The organism is Streptomyces sp. NPDC058157 (assembly GCF_042884105.1).
In the GTDB taxonomy this organism is placed as follows: domain Bacteria; phylum Actinomycetota; class Actinomycetes; order Streptomycetales; family Streptomycetaceae; genus Streptomyces.
In genome coordinates this window covers 1-18,673 of record NZ_JBHVUQ010000150.1, presented here as the reverse complement: position 1 = coordinate 18,673, position 18,673 = coordinate 1, and the positions used below count along the sequence as shown (strand labels likewise).

At 71.7% G+C, this 18,673-nt stretch carries 15 protein-coding genes; 5 read left to right on the top strand and 10 right to left on the bottom strand.

What is annotated here, in order from left to right; all coding sequences use genetic code 11:
• Positions 1 to 232, top strand: a 232-nt coding sequence (locus ACFVXK_RS28600) for a hypothetical protein (protein ID WP_389616842.1), incomplete at its 5' end; no start/stop codon positions are given.
• A 10-nt stretch (positions 233 to 242) separates the two neighbouring features.
• Here the strand turns inward: ACFVXK_RS28600 and ACFVXK_RS28595 are convergent.
• On the bottom strand, positions 243 to 986 hold the full coding sequence (locus ACFVXK_RS28595; protein ID WP_389616839.1) for a hypothetical protein: 744 nt from the start codon (positions 984 to 986) through the stop codon (positions 243 to 245).
• Positions 983 to 2,329 carry a nitrous oxide reductase family maturation protein NosD gene (locus tag ACFVXK_RS28590; protein ID WP_389616836.1) on the bottom strand — a complete coding sequence of 449 codons (1,347 nt, stop codon included), beginning with the start codon at positions 2,327 to 2,329 and terminating at the stop codon, positions 983 to 985. Before ACFVXK_RS28590 ends, ACFVXK_RS28595 begins: the two co-directional genes overlap by 4 nt.
• A 79-nt stretch (positions 2,330 to 2,408) precedes the next feature.
• Between ACFVXK_RS28590 and ACFVXK_RS28585 the strand changes: the two genes are divergently transcribed.
• Entirely contained in the window at positions 2,409 to 3,554 is a 1,146-nt protein-coding gene (locus tag ACFVXK_RS28585) for a Dyp-type peroxidase (RefSeq protein ID WP_389616833.1), read from the top strand.
• Positions 3,555 to 3,699: 145 nt separating this feature from the next.
• Entirely contained in the window at positions 3,700 to 5,919 is a 2,220-nt protein-coding gene (locus ACFVXK_RS28580) for an SdrD B-like domain-containing protein (RefSeq protein ID WP_389616830.1), read from the top strand.
• 81 nt (positions 5,920 to 6,000) lie between these two features.
• On the opposite strand, the gene aspA is transcribed toward ACFVXK_RS28580, so the two are convergent.
• The 5 genes from aspA to ACFVXK_RS28555 all read right to left on the bottom strand — a co-directional run bounded on the left by aspA (position 6,001) and on the right by ACFVXK_RS28555 (position 11,610).
• Entirely contained in the window at positions 6,001 to 7,416 is a 1,416-nt protein-coding gene (gene aspA / locus ACFVXK_RS28575; RefSeq protein ID WP_389616827.1) for an aspartate ammonia-lyase, read from the bottom strand.
• A 98-nt stretch (positions 7,417 to 7,514) separates the two neighbouring features.
• Positions 7,515 to 8,537, bottom strand: a complete 1,023-nt coding sequence (locus tag ACFVXK_RS28570) for an asparaginase (RefSeq protein WP_389616825.1) — start codon at positions 8,535 to 8,537, stop codon at positions 7,515 to 7,517.
• An 82-nt stretch (positions 8,538 to 8,619) separates the two neighbouring features.
• Positions 8,620 to 10,059 (bottom strand): amino acid permease, encoded by a 1,440-nt coding sequence (locus ACFVXK_RS28565; protein WP_389616822.1) that lies wholly within the window; start codon positions 10,057 to 10,059, stop codon positions 8,620 to 8,622.
• A complete protein-coding gene (locus ACFVXK_RS28560) occupies positions 10,056 to 10,733 on the bottom strand; it encodes a FadR/GntR family transcriptional regulator (protein WP_389616844.1) in 678 nt (225 codons plus the stop codon). The genes ACFVXK_RS28565 and ACFVXK_RS28560 overlap by 4 nt, the downstream gene beginning before the upstream one ends.
• Positions 10,734 to 10,818: 85 nt before the next feature.
• Positions 10,819 to 11,610 (bottom strand): gamma-glutamyl-gamma-aminobutyrate hydrolase family protein, encoded by a 792-nt coding sequence (locus ACFVXK_RS28555; protein WP_389616819.1) that lies wholly within the window; start codon positions 11,608 to 11,610, stop codon positions 10,819 to 10,821.
• Positions 11,611 to 11,858: 248 nt separating this feature from the next.
• Here ACFVXK_RS28555 and ACFVXK_RS28550 point away from each other — a divergent pair, with 248 nt between their 5' ends.
• The gene (locus ACFVXK_RS28550; protein ID WP_389616816.1) at positions 11,859 to 12,767 is read left to right on the top strand and encodes a LysR family transcriptional regulator; all 909 of its coding nucleotides are present in this window, start codon (positions 11,859 to 11,861) and stop codon (positions 12,765 to 12,767) included.
• A 216-nt stretch (positions 12,768 to 12,983) separates the two neighbouring features.
• A complete protein-coding gene (locus ACFVXK_RS28545; RefSeq protein ID WP_389616813.1) occupies positions 12,984 to 14,249 on the top strand; it encodes a hypothetical protein in 1,266 nt (421 codons plus the stop codon).
• 25 nt (positions 14,250 to 14,274) lie between these two features.
• Here the strand turns inward: ACFVXK_RS28545 and mmsB are convergent, their stop codons facing one another.
• From mmsB to chvE, 3 genes are all read right to left on the bottom strand, one after another.
• Complete coding sequence (mmsB, locus tag ACFVXK_RS28540) at positions 14,275 to 15,510, bottom strand: multiple monosaccharide ABC transporter permease (protein ID WP_389616810.1); 1,236 nt, start codon at positions 15,508 to 15,510, stop codon at positions 14,275 to 14,277.
• A 3-nt stretch (positions 15,511 to 15,513) separates the two neighbouring features.
• A complete protein-coding gene (gene mmsA, locus ACFVXK_RS28535) occupies positions 15,514 to 17,061 on the bottom strand; it encodes a multiple monosaccharide ABC transporter ATP-binding protein (RefSeq protein ID WP_389616807.1) in 1,548 nt (515 codons plus the stop codon).
• 70 nt (positions 17,062 to 17,131) lie between these two features.
• Complete coding sequence (chvE, locus tag ACFVXK_RS28530; RefSeq protein WP_389616804.1) at positions 17,132 to 18,229, bottom strand: multiple monosaccharide ABC transporter substrate-binding protein; 1,098 nt, start codon at positions 18,227 to 18,229, stop codon at positions 17,132 to 17,134.
• Positions 18,230 to 18,673 lie beyond the last annotated feature (444 nt).

Here is an 18,673-nt window from a genome sequence, read left to right as displayed (position 1 = left end):
CCCCCACCGCTCCTCGTTTCAGCCGGCGGCCTCGGGGTTCGACGCGGTCACCGCGAGCTGGGTGCTCCACTACACCGACGACCCGCACGTCCTCGCCGACTTCTGGCACGCCCACCACCCGGACAACCCCGCGATGCGGGCGTCCCTGGAGCAGGACCTGCTGGCCCACTACGGCACCGGCCACCAGGTCGTCGACGACGGCGCCGTCCTCCTCACGGCCCGACAGCCCTGACCGCCGCCGGTCAATGCTGAGCGGTTGCCTGGGCGAGCTGCTCCGGGGGAGCGGGAAGGGGCTTGCCGGGGCGGGCCGGGTGGAGTTCGGCGGTGGCCCACTGGACCTCGCCGCCGAGGCGGGCCTGGAAGCGCAGCAGCCGGCCGTCGGCGTCGATCCAGTAGCGGGTGTTGCCGAGCCGGCCACTGCCCGCGGGGGCGCCCGGTGCACCCGGGCCGGCCGCGACGATGACGGGGGTCGCGCCGACCCGGTCGTCGCGCAGCCAGCGGGCGTCGCTGCGGGCCAGGAGCTGCGCGTTGTCGGGCCGGTCGGCCCCGAGGTGGAGGAGGAGCAGCAGCATGGAGTCTAGCGAGGCCGTGTGCGGCTGGAGGGGGTGGAGCTGCCACCCGGAGGCGGTCGGCCGGTCGGGGAGCCCCCCGGTCCAGTGGGGGAGGGCCGCGACGCCGGCCGGGCTCCAGTGCACCAGTTCGCGGGTGGGGGGCACGGCGTCGTCGCGGAGCTCCGCGTAGCCGTGGTGCCCGCGCCAGTCGACGCGTCCGGTGAGGGTGATGGTCCTGCCGCCGGAGGGGATCGTCGCGGTGACGTCGCCGCTGCGCCGGCGGTACGTGGTGAAGCGGGCCAGTGCCATGCGGTCGGCTTCCTCGGAGGTGAGCTGCCGGGGCGCGGCGGGCTTGGCGCTGTGCGCGGGGGCGGAGCAGGCGGTCAGCGCCAGGAGGGGTGCCAGTACGAGGCGCAGGACGGTGCGGCGGTTCATCGGCGGTCCCGACTGCGGTCCGCGAGCAGCGTTGCCGGGGGCAGGGGGACGTCCGCCGGATCGACGGGCGAGGGCGTCGTGACGGGTGTGGCCGGTGCGGTGGCCGCTCCGGGCAGCTGCGGCTGTGCGGGGGGCAGGGGCACGTCCAGGAACGGCACCCCGGGGGGTGCTGGCGGGGTGGCCGGCAGGGTGTTGCCGCCGGGATCGGGGGTGGTGCGCCCCGGGCAGGCCATGGCTGTCGCCAGGTCCGCGGGCACGGTGCGCCTGAGCGGCCCGGTGAAGCAGTTGCCGGTGCCGGGGGCGAGGGCGGAGGCGAGGTGGGCGGCGTCGAGGGCGTTGGCGTCGAAGACGTTGCCGGTCATCCGGTTGCCGACGGGCGGGAGGTCCTCCGCGGAGGTGAGGACGAGGCCGGCCCGGGGGTGGCCCGTGATGCGGTTGCGCGTGACGGTGTTGTCGCGGCCTCCGGCGATGCCGATGCCGATCCCGTAGCCCCCGTCGGCCTGTTCGGGGGTGTCGGCGGCGGCGTTGTCGGCGACGAGGTTGCCGGCGATCGTGGCTCCGCCCTGGGGGGTGAGGGCTTCGAGGTAGTCGGAGCCGATGGTCATGCCGACCCGGTTGCCGGTGAAGCGGTTCCCGACGATCCACAGGGGGCCGCTGGCGTTGGTGTTCTCGTATCCCACCGCGTTGCGTTCGGCGGTGTTGCCGCGCACGAGGATCCCGCACGGCTTGCACTGGCCGACGTAGATGCCCGAATCGGCGCTGCCGGAGGCGTAGTTGTCCTCGATGGTGCCGTGGCGGGCGTTGAAGGCGTAGATGCCGTACAGGCCGTTGTCCGCGGCGGTGATGTAGCGGACGCGGAACCCGTCGAGCGGGGGGTCGGCCACCGGGTCGAGGCGGTGGTAGCCGTCGCTGCCGCGCCCGATGCCCTCGTCGCCGTTCTTCAGCCCGGTCACCAGGACGCCGTTCTGCAGGTGGCTGCGGACGGTGAGGTTCTCGACCGTCACGCCGGGCGCGGTGACCACGATGCCGTTGCCGCGCCGGCCCTCGCCGTCGACGACCACCCGGTCGCGGTCGGTGCCGCGCAGGGTGACCTGGGGCGTGCGGAGCCGGACGGTCTCCCGGTACCGGCCCGGTGAGAGGAGTACGAGGTCGTGGGGGCGGGCCCGTTCGAGGGCGGCGGTGATGGTCGGGGCCTCGGCGGGCACCCGGATGGTGACCGGGCCGCGGGGGGCGTCGTCTGCGGGGCCGGGGGTCCCGGCGGTGCAGGCGGTCGCCGCCACGCAGGCGAACAGCGCGGCGGCGAGCCGGAGTCGGAGCCGGATCGGCGAGCGGGAAACGGGCACGGTGAGACGTCCTCGTCCGGGAGCGTGCGGGGCGGGCCGAGACGGTCGGCCGTCGATCGTTGCTGCGTAGAGTACTCACATGACCACGCAGCGTGACAACCCTTCGATGGTTCGCCGGTCCCTGCTCGCCGTACTGCCCGTGGCGGCGGCCCTGGGAGCCTGCCGCCCCGACGCCCCGGCGGTCACCCTCCCGGGGCCGCGCGCGACGGGGGGCGAACCCTCCGCGCGCGGTGGGGCCGGACCGGGCGGCCCGCGCCAGGCGGGGGTCGACCGTCCGGCGCAGCCGCAGACCCACGCGGTGGTGTCGGTGTACGACCTGCCCCCGCGAGTCGGCCCCGCGCGGGTGGTCGCCCGGCTGGGGGAGGCCGTCCTGGAGCTGACGACCGCGCAGCCCGGGGAGGCGCTGACCGTGACGGTGGGGCTGGGACCGCGCCTGGTCGGGCCCGCCGTGCTGGGTGTGGCCGGCGGCCTGGAACTGCCCGCCTTCGCCCGTGAGGAGCGGACGGCCCGCACCTGGGGTGGTGACCTGCTGGTGCAGGTGTGCGCGAGCGATCCGGTCGCCGTCGGCCTCGCCGATACGCGTCTCGCGCGGGCCCTCGCCGCCGAGGGCGCGTCGGGCCGGTGGTCGCAGACGGGCTTCAGGCCGCCGGGAAACGGCCCGGTCCGCAACCTGCTGGGCTTCCCGGACGGGATCGAGAACCCGCGCACGCGCCCCGAGCTCGACCGCGAGGTGTGGCTGGACGGTCCCGGCCCCCTGGCCGACGGGACGATCGCCGTCGTACGGCGGCTGCGCGTCGACGCCACCGGCTTCCTCGCCCAGTCGGCCGCCCGCCAGGAGGAGACGATCGGCCGCCGCAAGGCGGACGGCGCGCCGCTCAGCGGCGGGGAGGCGCTGGACCGGCTCGACCTGTCGGCGAAGACGCCCCGCGGCCGGTACCTGGTGCCGGCCATGGCACACGCCCGGCGGGCCAACCCGAACGCCACGGGCAGCGGCAGGATGCTCCGCCGGGGGTACAGCTACCGCAACGGCCCCGGGGACCAGGGATTGCTGTTCGTCAGCTTCCAGCGGCGGCTACGGACCTTCACCGCCACCCAGCGGCGCCTGGACGACGGCGACGACCTGATGCGGTTCGTCACCGCCACCGCCTCCGGAGCCTTCTTCGTACCGGCCGCCTGCACCCCCGAACGGCCCCTTGCGCATGACCTCTTGGGGGAGCAGGGGTGAATCCGTTCTTCAGGCCCCACTCCACCGCGGGACGGGCCACTCAATAGTGCGAATCGACTGCCGCGGCCTTCCAGGGAAGATCAAAAAGGCGAAACGATGATTACTCAACGTGTTCACCGCTGCTTTGCGTGACATGGAGGAGTTCTTGAAAGCCCTGAGGAAGGCCCTGGTGGCACTAGCCGCCGGCCTCGCCCTGACCACCGGCGTGCTCCAGCAGCCCGCCCTCGGCGCCGATCCCAGCGACGGCACCGTCCGCATCAAAGTCATCCGTGACTCCAACACCAACGGCCGCTACGACAGTGCGACCGAGCTCCCGGCAGCCGGCATCACCGTCGAGCTGACCGACGTCGACGGTTACACGGTCACCGGAGTCACCGGCCCCGACGGGGTCGCGACCTTCCCGCCCAACACCGTTCTGTCCGGCGGCAAGTACTACGTCCGGATGAAGATGCCGAACGGCTCCTTCCTCGAGCCGACCTTCGGCGCCGCCGGCGGCCTCGCTTCGAACGCCAGCATCATCGACGTCGCCGACGGGAAGGACGCCGAACTGACCATGGGCGTGCGCAACCCGGCCGACTGGTGCGAGGACAACCCCCATCTGAGCACCGTCTGCCAGGTCGCCGCCACCAAGTCCGGCGGCGTGCGCACCACGGTGACCTTCGGCTTCAACGAACGCGGAGACAGCAACAGCGGCAACACCACCACCCTCGCCACGCGCAACGACACCGGCAACACCTACGGCGTCGCCTACCACCGCCAGCAGCGCCGCATCTTCACCGGAGCCCACGCCAAGCGGCACACGGTCTACGGCCCGGGCGGCCAGGGCGCCATCTACGTCACCCCCCGCGCCGGCGGCCCCACCACGCTGTTCACCACCGTCCCCAACGCCGGCACCACCGCGCACCAGGACTCCGTCCGCCTCGACGGACCCTTCGTCAGCACGGTCGGCAAGGAGTCCCTCGGCGACATCGACATCTCCGAGAACGACCGGCAGCTCTTTGCCGTCAACCTCAACGACCGCCGCCTGTACACGTACAACGCCGGGCAGCCGACCGCGGCCGCGCCGGTGACCTCCGTGGCCATTCCCAACCCGGGCTGTCGGGCCGCGAGCGACTGGAGGCCCTTCGGGCTCGGTGTGCGCGACGGTGTCGTGTACGTCGGCGGCACCTGCTCGGCCGAGTCCACCCAGAACGCGGCCGACCTCCTGGCTGCCGTGTGGACGTACAACCCGGTCGCCGGGACCTTCGGTGCGACGCCGATCCTCACCAAGACCCTCAACTTCCCCCGCGGGGAGGCCAATGTAGGTGCCACCTTCTCCAGCCGCTGGTACCCGTGGACGGCCGGTCCCGCCACCTTCCCGGCGCCGAGTCAGATCGTCGCCCACCCCGAGCCGATCCTGAGCGACATCGCCATCGAGAGCAACGGCGACATGGTCCTCGGCTTCCGCGACCGCTTCGCCGACATGACCGGCTTCCAGATGGACCACCCCAACTCCGCCTACACGGGACTGCACTCCACCGTCTCGGGCGGAGACCTCAACCGGGCGTGCCGCAAGCCGGACGGCTCCTTCGAGTGGGAGGGCGTCGGAAACTGCCCCAACAACGCCCCCACCCGGCCCAACGGCGGCCAGGCCGCCAACGTCGTCGAGTTCTACCCGGGTGACAACTGGCCAGGGGTCCACCAGGAGACCGCCCAGGGCGCCATCGGCCTCTCGCTGCGCGAGGGCCGCGTCGCGAGCACCTCGATGGACCCGACCAACCAGGCCTGGACCGGAGGCATCGGCTTCTTCGACCGCACCACCGGAAGCCGCGGCGCCAACACGGCCGAGAACGGCTTCAGCATCCAGAAGCTCAACGACCCGCTCGACGGCGGCTTCGGCAAGGCCAACGGACTCGGCGACCTCGAGGTCCTCTGCGACGAACCGGCCGTCCAGATCGGCAGCCGCGTCTGGTACGACAAGAACAAGGGCGGCGCCCAGAGCGTCGACGACGACGAACCGGGCATCCCCGGCGTCACCGTTCAGCTCCTGGCCGAGGACGGCACGCTCATGGCCACCGTTCGCACCGGTGTCGACGGCGCCTACTACTTCGGCCCCGAGCACGGGGTCCGCCCCAACACCAAGTACAAGATCCGCTTCGACAAGTCCACCGCCGACACCAGCGTGATCAAGCCCCGCCCGCGTGACCCCGCCAACCAGTTGTTCTGGTCACCCGTGCAAGCCAACGGAGCCCCCGCCGACGTCAACTCCGACGCCGTCCCCGACGGTGCGTCCAACGGGCAGTACGCCACCGCCGACGTGACCACCGGCCCACCTGGAACCGTCGACCACACCATCGACGCCGGCCTCTACGTCAACCGCCTCTGACCCGTTCTGAGGCGTGCACCCGCCCTGTCGCAGCGCGCTCGGTACCCGCGCTGCGACAGCGGCGTGACGACGCCCTCGGTGTCAGGTACGGACCGGGCCCGGGGCCGTTCCCGCGATCGCCTCGGGCCGCAGCAGGGCAGTGAGCCGTTCGGCCGGCAGCAGGCCCCGTTCCAGGACGAGTTCGGCCACGCCCCGGCCGGTGGCGAGGGCCTCCTTGGCGATGTCGGTGGCGGCGGTGTAGCCGATGTGCGGGTTCAGGGCGGTCACCAGACCGATGGAGTTCTCGACGGTGGCGCGCAGCATCGCGGTGTTGGCGGTGATGCCGCTCACGCAGCGTTCCGCGAGGGTGAGGCAGGCCGCGCGCAGGTGGGTGACGGACTTCGACAGCGAGTGCAGGATGACCGGCTCGAAGGCGTTGAGCTGGAGCTGTCCGGCTTCGGCGGCCATGGTGATGGTGATGTCGTTGCCGATGACCTCGAAGGCGACCTGGTTGACGACCTCGGGGATCACCGGGTTGACCTTGCCGGGCATGATGCTCGATCCCGCCTGGACCGGCGGCAGGTTGATCTCGCCGAGTCCGGCGCGGGGCCCGGAGGACAGCAGGCGCAGGTCGTTGCAGGTCTTGGACAGCTTGACGGCGATGCGCTTGAGGACGCCGGACATCTGGACGAAGGCGCCGCAGTCCTGGGTGGCTTCGACCAGGTCGGGAGCGGTGACCAGGGGCAGGCCCGTGATGTCGGCGAGGTGGCGGCGGGCCGCCTCGGCGTATCCGGCCGGGGCGTTGAGGCCGGTGCCGATGGCGGTGGCGCCGAGGTTGATCTCGTGGATGAGCCCGAGGGCTTCCGCGAGCCGGCTGCGGTCCTCGTCCAGCATGACGGCGAAGGCGGAGAACTCCTGTCCGAGCGTCATCGGCACGGCGTCCTGGAGCTGGGTGCGGCCCATCTTCAGGACATCGTGGAACTCGGCGGCCTTGCCGGCGAAGGCGTTCTGCAGGACGGCCATGGCGTCGAGCAGACCGCGCACCGCGAAGACGGTCGCGATCCGCACGGCGGTGGGGTAGACGTCGTTGGTGGACTGGCCGAGGTTGACGTCCTCGTTGGGGTGCAGGTGCCCGTACTCGCCCCTGGTGCGGCCCAGCAACTCCAGCGCCCGGTTGGCGATGACCTCGTTGGCGTTCATGTTGGTCGAGGTGCCCGCGCCGCCCTGGATGACGTCGACGACGAACTGGTCGTGGAGCTTGCCGCCGCGGATCTCCTGGCAGGCGGCGACGATGACGGCCGCCTTCGCGGGCTCCAGCAGGCCGAGTTCCCCGTTGGCGAGGGCCGCGGCCTCCTTGACGGCGGCGAGGGCGTCGATCAGGTGCGGGTAGGTGGAGATCGGCGTGCCGGTGATGGGGAAGTTCTCGGTGGCGCGCAGGGTGTGGACGCCCCAGTAGGCGTCGGCGGGCACGTCGCGGTCTCCGAGCAGGTCGTGTTCGCTGCGGCTGGAGGCGGTCATGGGGGTGCGGGTCCTCTTCCTGAGGTGGGTGGATCGAAGGTGGTGAGAGGGGTGAGAGGGGTGGGAGGGGTGGGAGGTGTGAGAGGGGCGGGCCGGGGTCAGGCGGTCGCGGTGACAGGGGGGCCGGGCGGGTCCAGGGCCGCCACCGGGCGGACGCCCCCGACGGCTCGGCCGCCGCCGGTCACCGGCTCGCCCGCGAACCCGGCGAGCAGCCGGGGCTCGACTCCCGCACGCGCCAGGGCGGCGGCCGTCACCGCGATGCGCGCCCGGTCCGCCCCGTCGGCGATCTTCACGGCGATGGCCCGGCCGTCGGGCAGCGCGGCGACCTGGACGCCCTCGAAGCCGTCCTTGACCAGCAGCCCCGGCACCGCGCGCATCAGCACGGCCGAGTCCCGCCCCGTGCCGGAGGCCATCTCCGGATGGAGGCGCAGCGCGCCCGCGACCCGGTGTTCGGCGGTGTCCGCTCCGGCCGTGGCGATGCGTGCGGCGGCGCGGGCCAGCCCGTGCAGGGACACCGCGAACAGCGGGGATCCGCAGCCGTCGACCGTGACGTGCGCGATGCGCTGGCCGGTGAGGTCCTCGACGGTCTCGGCGATCCTCCTCTGGAGCGGGTGGTCCGCATCGAGGTAGCTCTCCAGGGGCCAGCCGGACAGCTCGCACAGGTACAGCATCGCCGCGTGCTTGCCGGAGCAGTTCTGGGCGAGCCGGGACGGCCCGCGGCCCTCACGCACCCAGGCGTCCCGGACGGCCGGGCCGTAGGGCAGGTCGGGGACGTTGCGCAGGTCGGCCTCGGTGAGGCCGGCCAGTTCCAGGATGAGCCGGGTGCCCGCGAGGTGGTGTTCCTCGCCCGAGTGACTGCCCATCGCGAGGGAGAGCAGGACGCCGTCGAGCGGCAGTCCGGCCCGGACCATGGCGACGGCCTGGACCGGCTTGAGGGCCGAGCGCGGGTAGCAGGCGGCTTCGATGTCTCCGACGCTCGTGCGGACCTCACCCCCGCTGTCGAGGACGACGACGGAGCCGTAGTGGACTCCCTCGATCAGGCCGCCCCGCATGACGTGGGCGACGGGGGCGTGCCGGGGCTCGCGGATCGCGGGTGCGTCCGCGAGGGAACTGCTTCGCATCACTGCCTCGTTCTGTGGAGGGTCGCTGCCGACCGGGGGCGGCGACGGCCGCCCCCGGCGCAGAGGACGGGTGGCGTCCGACTCAGCCGTCGCTCCCGGCGGCGGCGCGCGCCACGCGGCCGCGGACCGCGTACCAGCCGGCGACCAGCGCCGCGGCGATCAGCGGCACGCACAGCACGGTGGTGCGCGCGGCTCCTCCGTCGGCGTACATGAGGACCAGGACGGAGGCGAGGAAGGCCAGTGTCACGAGTTCGGTCCACGGGGAGCCGGGCAGACGGTAGGAGGGGCGGGTGAGTTCGCCGCTGCGGGTCTTCCGCCAGAAGAGGAGGTGGCAGATCATGATCATGCCCCAGGTGGAGAGGATGCCGATCGCGGCGAGGTTGAGGACGATCTCGAACGCGTCCGCGGGGACCACGAAGTTGAGCCCGACGCCCAGGACGCACATGCCGCTGGTGAGGAGGATGCCGCCGTAGGGGACCTGGGTGCGGCTGAGCCGGGCGGTGAAGCGCGGGGCGGAGCCGTTGACGGCCATCGAGCGCAGGATGCGGCCGGTGGAGTAGAGGCCGGAGTTGAGCGAGGACATGGCCGCAGTGAGGACGACCAGGTTCATCACGTCGCCCGCCGCAGGGACGCCGATGTGGGAGAGCACGGTCACGAAGGGGCTCTGGCCGGCGCTGTAGTTGCTCCAGGGCATCAGCATCGACAGCAGGACGACCGAGCCGACGTAGAAGAGGCCCACGCGCCACATGATCGAGTTGATCGCCTTGGGCATGATCTCCTCGGGGTTCTCCGTCTCACCGGCCGTGACGCCGACCAGCTCGACGGAGGCGTAGGCGAAGACGACGCCCTGGATGATCAGGAGCATGGGGAGCAGGCCGTTGGGGAAGATCCCGCCGTGGTCGGTGATCAGCGCGGGACCCGGGACGGCGCCGTCGACGGGGTGTCGGCTCACCAGGAGGAAGATCGCGATCCCCATGAAGACGACCAGGGCACTGACCTTGACGATGGCGAACCAGAACTCCAGTTCGCCGAAGATCCGCACCGAGATCAGGTTCACGGTGAGGACCACGGCCAGGGCTATGAGGGCGATCACCCACTGGGGGACGTCGGAGAACAGGTGCCAGTAGTGGGTGTACGTGGCGACGGCGGTGATGTCGGCGATGCCGGTGGTCGCCCAGTTGAGGAAGTACATCCAGCCCGCGGTGTAGGCGCCCTTCTCCCCGAGGAACTCCCGGGCGTAGGAGACGAAGGCACCGGAGGACGGCCGGTACAGCACCAGCTCGCCGAGCGCGCGCACGACGAGGAACGCGAAGACCCCGCAGACGGCGTAGGCGACGAACAGGGAGGGACCGGCGTCGGCGAGGCGACCGCCCGCGCCGAGGAAGAGTCCGGTGCCGATCGCACCCCCGATGGCGATCATGTTGACGTGCCGGGGTTTCAAGGACTTGCTGTAGCCGGTGTCCCCGGCGTCGACGTGACGGGTCGTGGGGCGCTTCTCGTCTTTGAGGAACTGCTCGCTCACGCCTCGGGTCTGCCTTCCGTAGGGGCGGTGGTGCGCTGGGGGCGCACGATGTCGGTGAGGGTCGTCTCGACCCGTAGCAGGTGGTGGGACATGGCTTCCACCGCGTCGTGCTCGCTGCCGTCGACCAGCGCCTCCAGGATCGCCCGGTGCTCGCAGTTGGACTGCTCGCGCCGGCCGCCCAGTTCGTTGAGGAAGGTCGACTGACGCGCCAGTGCGTCGCGGATCTCCTCGATGACGCGGCGGAAGACGGGGTTGCGGGAGGCCTCGGCCACCGCCAGGTGGAAGACGGTGTCCATCGCCACCCACGCGGTGGTGTCGGTCTCCTGCTCCATCCGGTCGAGCAGATGGCCCAGGTGGTCCAGGTCCTCGGGGGTGCGGCGCAGCGCGGCGTACCCGGCGACCGGGATCTCTACGTGCCGGCGCACCTCCAGCAGGTCGCTGGCGGCGTAGTCGCCGAACGTGGGGTCCTCGACCGTGTTGGCCACGACGAAGGTGCCCTTGCCGCTCTTGGAGACGGTCAGCCCCATGGCCTGCAGGGCCCGCAGGGCCTCCCGCAGAACGGGCCGGCTGACCTCGAGCGTGCGGCACAACTCGGCTTCGGAGGGGAGCTTGTCGCCCACGACGTACTCCCCGCGCTCGATGGCGCTGCGCAGGTGGCCGAAGACCGCTTCCATGGCGCTGACGCGCCGCGGAGCGGGGCCACCTGTCTGGCTGTCTGACAGGTTCACGCTGTGATCCTGCGGGGTGCGCCCCGGGGTGTCAAGACACCTGTGTCGGGAAAATCCGGCCCGGCGCGCTTCGCGCCGTGTGCGCATTCCGCCCGGCCGTCCGGGCGGGACCGGTGCCTCCGGCGGAGCCCGCGGCGGCCACCAGGGCCCGCACGACCGGCGCGTCGACACCCATCTCCGGGTGCCACTGGACGCCCACGGCGAAGCGGTACCGGGTGCTCTCGATCGCCTCGACGGTGCCGTCCGCCGCACGGGCGGCGACGATCCACCCCGCGCCGAGGCGGTCCACCGCCTGATGGTGGTGCGTGGCGACCTCATGCGTCCCCGGCAGCAGGGCGCCGACCCGGGTCCCGGGCACCGTGGTCACGGCGTGGGCGCAGAAGTGGCCCCGGTAGGGGTTGTGGCCGTCGTGGCCGACGCGGTCGGGCAGGTGCTGGATGAGGGTGCCGCCCTCGTGTACGTTCATCAGCTGCATCCCCCGGCACACCCCGAGCACGGGCATGTCGCGGGCCAGGCCGGCGGCGAGTACGGCCCGCTCCCACCGGTCGCGCTCGCGCACCGGCGGCCCGGTACGCGGATGGGGGACGGCCCCGTACAGTGCGGGATCGAGATCCTCGCCCCCGGCCAGGACGATCGCGTCCAGCCGTTCGACCACGTCGGCCGCGGCCTCCGGCGCGTCCGGCGGCAGCAGGACGGCGCGGCCGCCGGACGCCCGGACGCAGTCCGCGTAGGCCGCGGGCAGCACTGCGGCGGGAAGGTCCCACTCACCCCACTGCGCGTGGCTGAGGTAGGTGGTGATTCCGATGAGTGGTGGCTGGGGCATACCACTTCCTTTCGGGGCATGAGGGGCGACCGTCGACAGCCGGAGCCGGACCGAACGCCCCCGCCACGGCAGGCTGCGGCGGAGGGGGAGGTGGTCCTGGCGGAGGTCACCGGGGCGGCGGGGGAGGGGAGTTCGCGGGCCGAGGACGCAGGCTTGCGTTTTTCTTGCCGCTGGCAAGAATCCTGCTGGCGTTCATCTCCCATCACAAGAAAACACATCTTCGCGACAGATAAGTGAGCCTTAACCCCGTGCACGGACTCGACCCCCGCCTGCTCGCCACCCTCGAAGCCGTCGTGCGGCACGGCTCCTTCAGCGCCGCCGCACGCGAACTCGGCTACAGCCCGCCCGCCGTCTCCCAGCAGATCGCCGAACTCGAACGCCGCGCCGGCCTCAGGGTGCTCGAGCGCCGCCCCGTGCGCGCCACACCGGCCGGCGAAGTCCTCCTCGGTGCGGAGCAGGGCGTCCGCAGTGCGCTGGCGACCGCCTCGGCCGAACTCGGCGCCATGCGCGCCGGTACGGCCGGCCGGATCCGCCTCGGCGCCTTCGCCTCGGCCGCCACCGGCATCGTTCCGCAGGCGCTGGCCCGACTCCACGCGGCCTACCCCCACGTGCAGGTCAGCCTCAGTCAGCTGGAGCCCGAGGCCGGATACAACCGGCTCAAGCGGGGGGACATGGACCTGGCCTTGAGCTACGACTACGACTTCATCCCCGTCCCGCCGCCCCGGATGCTGCGCCGGACGCTGGTCGCACGGGATCCGGTGGTGGCCGTCGTCCCGGCACACCACCGGCTGGCCGACCGGGAGGTCATCGACCTGCCCAGCCTCGCCTCCGAGACGTGGATCGCCGCTCCGGAGGCCGCGCTGCGCCTGGAACTGCTCTCCCAGATGGCCAACACGCCCGGTTTCCAGGCCCGCCTGCAATACGACGGGGACGACTTCAACACCGTGCTCGGGTTCGTGGCCGCCGGCCTGTGCGTGGCCGTCATGCCGCGGCTCGCCCTGCCCCGCACCCACACCCAGGTCGTGGCGCGCCCCCTGGCCGAGCCGCGGCTGACGCGGTTCATCTACGCCGTCCGCATCGACACCCGGCACACCCCGCGCGCCGTCCTGGACCTGGAAGGGATGCTCGCCGCGCAGGCACTGGCCGCGCTCTCGTGAGGGGGCGCGGCGTCCCGCGGCCACGGGGGTGGACGGATCGTGGAGGCTACGTGAAAAACGGCCAACTTGGCGGCCTCCGCACGCGCGTAGACCTCACCGGGACACCGGAGTTCCCACCGTGTCCGACTACCGGACACGGTGGCTGAAAGTTAAACTATTGTCTGACGGGCACACTACGTTTGCCGCGGTTGACGTTCCACCGAGAGGAAACCCCTCATGACCGCAGCCGATTTCGTGCCCGCAACGGCGCGCGTCCTCACCGGCTACCGCCCCGAGGACGGCTTCATGGCCGCAGAGCTGGACCCGCCCCCGGCCGAGTACGTATGGCACGACGAGAACGCCGAGCAGCAGGACCGGCGTTACGGCCCGGGAGTCGGCTACCGGCAGTGGCTGGCGGTGGACGCCCGCGGCGGTGGCGTCTGGTTCGGCGACACCGACTGGCGGGCCCCGCAGGAGTCCCCCGGCAGCCGGATCCCGGGCGTCCCCCGCAGGGCCCTCGGAGACGGGGCGGTCTCGGGCCCCGGAATCATGGTGCAGTTGCTCGGCCACCTGAGCCACGACGAACAGCGGGGCTGCACGTGGCACTTCTTCAGCGCGGAGGACCTGCACGCGCTCGCGGTGCGCGTCCTGCCCGCCGTGCAGCGACTCGTGGACTCGATCCACCGGATCGGGCCCGCCGGCGAGCTGGAATGGTCCGCCGAGGCGGCCACCGCATGGGACGACATCGAGCACGCCGCGACCCCTGCCTTCGACCCGTCCGGGGAACTCCGCTGGCCCCGCCCGCGCATGACACCGGTCCCGGCCTGGCGCGTCGAGGTCGGCGCCTTCCTGGACGCCAACCCCGAGCTGTGCGATCCCTCCTGGGCCGTCGCGTCCGACGCCGAACTCGACGCCTACGCCGACTACCACCCCGCCACCGGCTACGGGGGGGTACCGGGCAGGACCTGCCACCTCGCCGGGAGGCACATCGAGGACGGCTTCACCTTCTACGGCCACCGCGCCGCCCTGTACGCCTACCGCGCCCAGGCGTCCGGCGACCGCACCCCGACCGACGCCCGCACCTGGCTGGAGACCACGGAGACCGGCAAGAGCACCTGGGAGGCGGCCAAACCCCCCGGAGCGAACCTCGCCGACGTCTCCGACTGCGTGCTGATCGACCTGACCGACAGGTTCCAGAACACCGCCCGCGAACACGGCCTCGTCCTGACCGGACTCGACACCTACCTCCGCACCCTGCGCGCCGAGGAACGCGCCGGCGTCGACCGGCAGCTCCGCTTCGAAGGCGAGGAAGTCGAACGCCTCGAGAGTCTGCTGAAGGACTTCCGGGCCGGACGAAACCGCACCGTGGCCCGGATCCTGGCCTGGTCCGACGGACGCACCGACGCCGAGATCGCCCGCTTGGCCTCCCTGCCCGATGAACACGTCGGCCAGTGGCGAGCCCGCCTGAACGACGAACAGGCCCCCACGCCCCCCGGACCGTGAAGCACGCGCGGCCACGACCAGAGCCTCAGGCTCCGGCCTTGCGCTTGTTGTAGACGTCGAAGCCGACGGCCGCCAGCAGGACCAGGCCCTTGATCACCTGCTGGTAGTCGGTGCCCACGCCGACCAGCGACATGCCGTTGTTCAGCACGCCGAGCACCAGACCGCCGGTGAGCGCACCGAGGACGGTACCCACACCGCCGCTCGCGGAGGCGCCGCCGATGAAGGCGGCGGCGATCGCCTCCAGCTCGAAGTTGACGCCGGCCTGCGGCGTACCGGCGTTGAGCCGTGCGGCGAACACCATCCCGGCCAGGGCCGCGAGGACCCCCATGTTCACGAAGGCGAGGAAGACGACCCGCTTGCTCCTCACCCCGGACAGCCGCGCCGCCGCCTCGTTGCCGCCGATGGCGTAGGTGTGGCGGCCGAGGACGGAGTTGCGCATCACGTACCCGAAGACGGCCAGCAGGACGCCCAGCAGCAGCAGGACGATCGGCGCGCCGTGGTAGCTGGCCAGCAGCAGGGTGAAGGTCACCACGGCCGCGGTGATCGCGCCGAGCTTCACCAGGAACAGTCCGGCCGGGAGCGGCCGCAGCCCGTACGAGGCGGCCCGCCGCCGCTCGCGCACCTCTTGCAGGACCGCGACGGCCAGCACCGCGAGGCCCAGCAGGAGGGTGAGGTTGTGGTAGTCGGTGCGGGGGCCGACCTCGGGGAGGAAGCCGCTGCTGATGTTCTGGAAGCCCTTGGGGAACGGCGCCACCGACTGGCCCTGGAGGAGGATCTGGGTCCCCCCGCGGAACAGCAGCATGCCCGCCAGCGTGACGATGAACGAGGGGACCCCGAGGTAGGCGATCCAGAACCCCTGCCAGGCTCCGGCGAGGGCCCCGATCAGGAGCGCGGCCGCCAGTGCCAGGGGCCAGGGGGTCCGGTGCTCGACCGTCATCACCGCCGCGGCCGCCCCGACGAAGGCGGCGAGCGACCCGACCGAGAGGTCGATGTGGCCGGCGATGATGACGATCATCATGCCGATGGCCAGGATGAGGATGTAGCCGTTCTGCTGGATCAGATTGGTGATGTTGAGCGGCTGGAGGAGGATGCCCCCCGTCCAGAACTGGAACAGCAACACGATCAGCGCCAGCGCGAGCAGCATCCCGTACTGGCGCAGGTTGCCGCGCAGCGCGCGGGCCAGTACGGCACCCGCCGATGGCCCTCGGCCGGCCTCCGGCGTGCCGGGTGCGGAATCCGGGGTGGTTCGGGTCTGCGCCATGCCTCACACCTGCTTGTCGGGGGATGCCGCGCTCATGGTCATGAGCCGCATGAGGGATTCCTGGGTGGCGTCCGCACGGCCGACCTCACCGGTGATCCGGCCCGCGGCCATGGTGTAGATCCGGTCGCACAGGCCCAGGAGTTCGGGGAGTTCCGAGGAGATGACGAGCACCGCCTTGCCCTGGTCGGCGAGTCGGGCGACGACGGCGTAGATCTCCGCCTTGGCGCCGACGTCGATGCCCCGGGTGGGCTCGTCGAGGATCAGCACCTCCGGTTCGGCGAAGATCCATTTGCTGAGGACGACCTTCTGCTGGTTGCCGCCGCTGAGTTCGCCGGTCTTCGCGAACACCGAGGGAGCCTTGATGTTCATGGTCCGGCGGAACGATTCGGCGATCCTCGCCTCCTCGTGCCGGTCGACCCAGCCCCTCCGGGCGACCTTGCCGAGGGCGCTCAGCGAGATGTTGCGGCTGATGTCGGCGCCCAGGTCGAGGCCGAGCCGCTTGCGGTCCTCGGTCACGTAGGCGATGCCGTGTCCGATCGCCTCCGGCACCGTCCGGGTGCGGATCTCGCGGCCGTCCAGCCGCACCCGGCCGCCGGTCCGGCGCCCGTAGGAACGGCCGAAGACGCTCATGGCCAGTTCGGTGCGGCCGGCGCCCATGAGTCCCGCGATGCCGACGATCTCACCCCGCCGGACATGCAGCGAGACCCCGTCGACCACAGTGCGCCGGTGGTCGACCGGATGCCGGACGCTCCAGTCCTCGATCTCGAAGGAGACCTCGCCCGTCCGGGGGGTGCGCTCGGGGTAGCGGTGCTCCAGGTCGCGGCCCACCATGCCGCGGATGATCCGCTCCTCGGGGATCCCCCCGGGGCCGACGGCGAGGGTCTCGACGGTCCGCCCGTCGCGCAGCACGGTGACGGCGTCGGCGACCCGGGCGATCTCGTTCAACTTGTGCGAGATGAGGATGCAGGAGATGCCGCGGGCCTTGAGCGCGAGGATCAGGTCGAGCAGTGTGCGGCTGTCCTCGTCGTTGAGGGCGGCCGTGGGCTCGTCCAGGACGAGCAGCTTGACCTGCTTGGCGAGGGCCTTGGCGATCTCGACCAACTGCTGTTTGCCCACGCCGAGATCGGCGACCCTGGTGTGCGGACTCTCGTCGAGTCCGACCTGCCGGAGCAGGTCGGCGGCGTGCGCCAGGGTCCGGTGCCGGTCGATCACGCCCCGGGTGGCGTGCTCGTTGCCGAGGAAGACGTTCTCGGCGATGGACAGGTGGGGGACCAGGGCGAGTTCCTGGTGGATGATCACGATGCCGCGCCGCTCGCTGGCCCGGATGTCCCGGAACCTGCAGGGGACGCCTTCGAAGTGGATCTCGCCCTCGTAGCCGCCGTGCGGGTACACCCCGCTGAGCACCTTCATCAGGGTGGACTTGCCGGCGCCGTTCTCACCGCAGACGGCGTGCACCTCGCCGGCGGCGACGGTCAGGTCGACCTCCGAGAGGGCCTTGACACCGGGGAACGTCTTGCTGATCGACCGCATTTCGAGAACGGGTCGGGCCATGGCTCTGCGTCCGTATCGTCGGGGCGGCGCGGTGCCCGCGGGGCTCCCCGGGCACCGCACCCGCCGGTTCCTACTTGAGCTGGTCCGCGGTGTACTGGCCGCTGTCCACCAGGACCTCCCGGTAGTTCTCCTTGTCGACGCTGACCGGCTGGAGCAGCTGCGCCGGAACGGTCTTGACTCCGTTGTCGTACTGCCGGGTGTCGTTGACCTGGGGCTTGCCGCCGGTCAGCAGTGCGTCGCCCATCTGGACCGCGGCCTTGGCCAGTTGGCGGGTGTCCTTGTAGACGGTCTGGGTCTGCTCGCCCGCGATGATCGACTTCACGGAGGCCAGCTCTCCGTCCTGGCCCGTGACGACGGGCAGCGGCCGGCCCGGTGTGCCGTAGCCGACGCCCTTGAGCGAGGAGATGATGCCGATCGAGATGCCGTCGTACGGCGAGAGCACGGCGTCGAGACGGGCGGCCGTGTACGACTTGCTCAGCAGGTTGTCCATCCGGGACTGGGCCAGACCGCCGTCCCAGCGCAGTGTGGCGATCTGGGCGAGGGAGGTCTGGCCGCTCTGTACGACCAGCTTCCCGCCGTCGATGTACGGCTGGAGGACGCTCATCGCGCCGTTGTAGAAGAACGCGGCGTTGTTGTCGTCCGGAGAGCCGGCGAACAGCTCGATGTCGAAGGGGCCCTTGCCCTCCTTGAGGCCGAGCTTGTCGACGATGTAGCCGCCCTGGAGGACGCCGACCTTGTAGTTGTCGAAGGTCGCGTAGTAGTCGACGTTGCCGGTGCCGCGGATCAGCCGGTCGTAGGAGATGACGGGGACGTGGGCGTCGGCGGCCCGCTGCAGCACGTTGGTGAGCGAGGAACCGTCGATGGCCGCGATCACCAGGAGCCTCGCCCCCTTGGTGATCATGTTCTCCACCTGGGAGACCTGGTTCTCCACCACGTTGTCGCCGTACTGGAGGTCCGTCTTGTAGCCCTTGGCCTGGAACTCCTTGACCATGTTGGCGCCGTCCTCGATCCAGCGCTCGGACGACTTGGTCGGCATCGCGATGCCGACGAGGCCGCCCTTGGCGTCTCGGCCGCCCCCTCCGTCGCCCGCTCCGTTGGCGCTCTGGCCGCAGGCCGCCAGGGCCAGCGACAGGCCCAGGGCGGCGAGGCCCGCTGAAAGCTTCCGCACAGTTCCTCCAGTGATGGTCCGCGACCGGCACGGCGCGCCCCGGCAGGCACGACCGGCAGCGGTCGGGCGGGGCCGGCCGGGAGCCGCGTCCTCGCAGCGTGCGAAGTCCGTGTGGGCGGTGTTCCCCGGCCTGGCGATCCTGAGTGTTAACGCTCACAAGGGCCCCGTCAAGGGTCTGCGCGGATCACGGTGTGGGGGTCAACTCCGGTGTGGGAAAGTGGATTTCCTGGGTGCGAGTGCCTCTGGGGCGGCGGACGGGTCCCGGCCGGGATTCCTCGGTGAGGGCGGCGCGCGGGTCCTTGACGCGTCGATTGTTAGCGTTAACAATCCCTTCGGGGGGCCGGGGCGCGCGGGGGGGGGGGCCCGCCCCGCGGGGGGGGCTTGTTCCCAACTGACGCAGCCCGCCAAACTATGAGTGTTGATAACGGGGGGGGGCCGGTCATT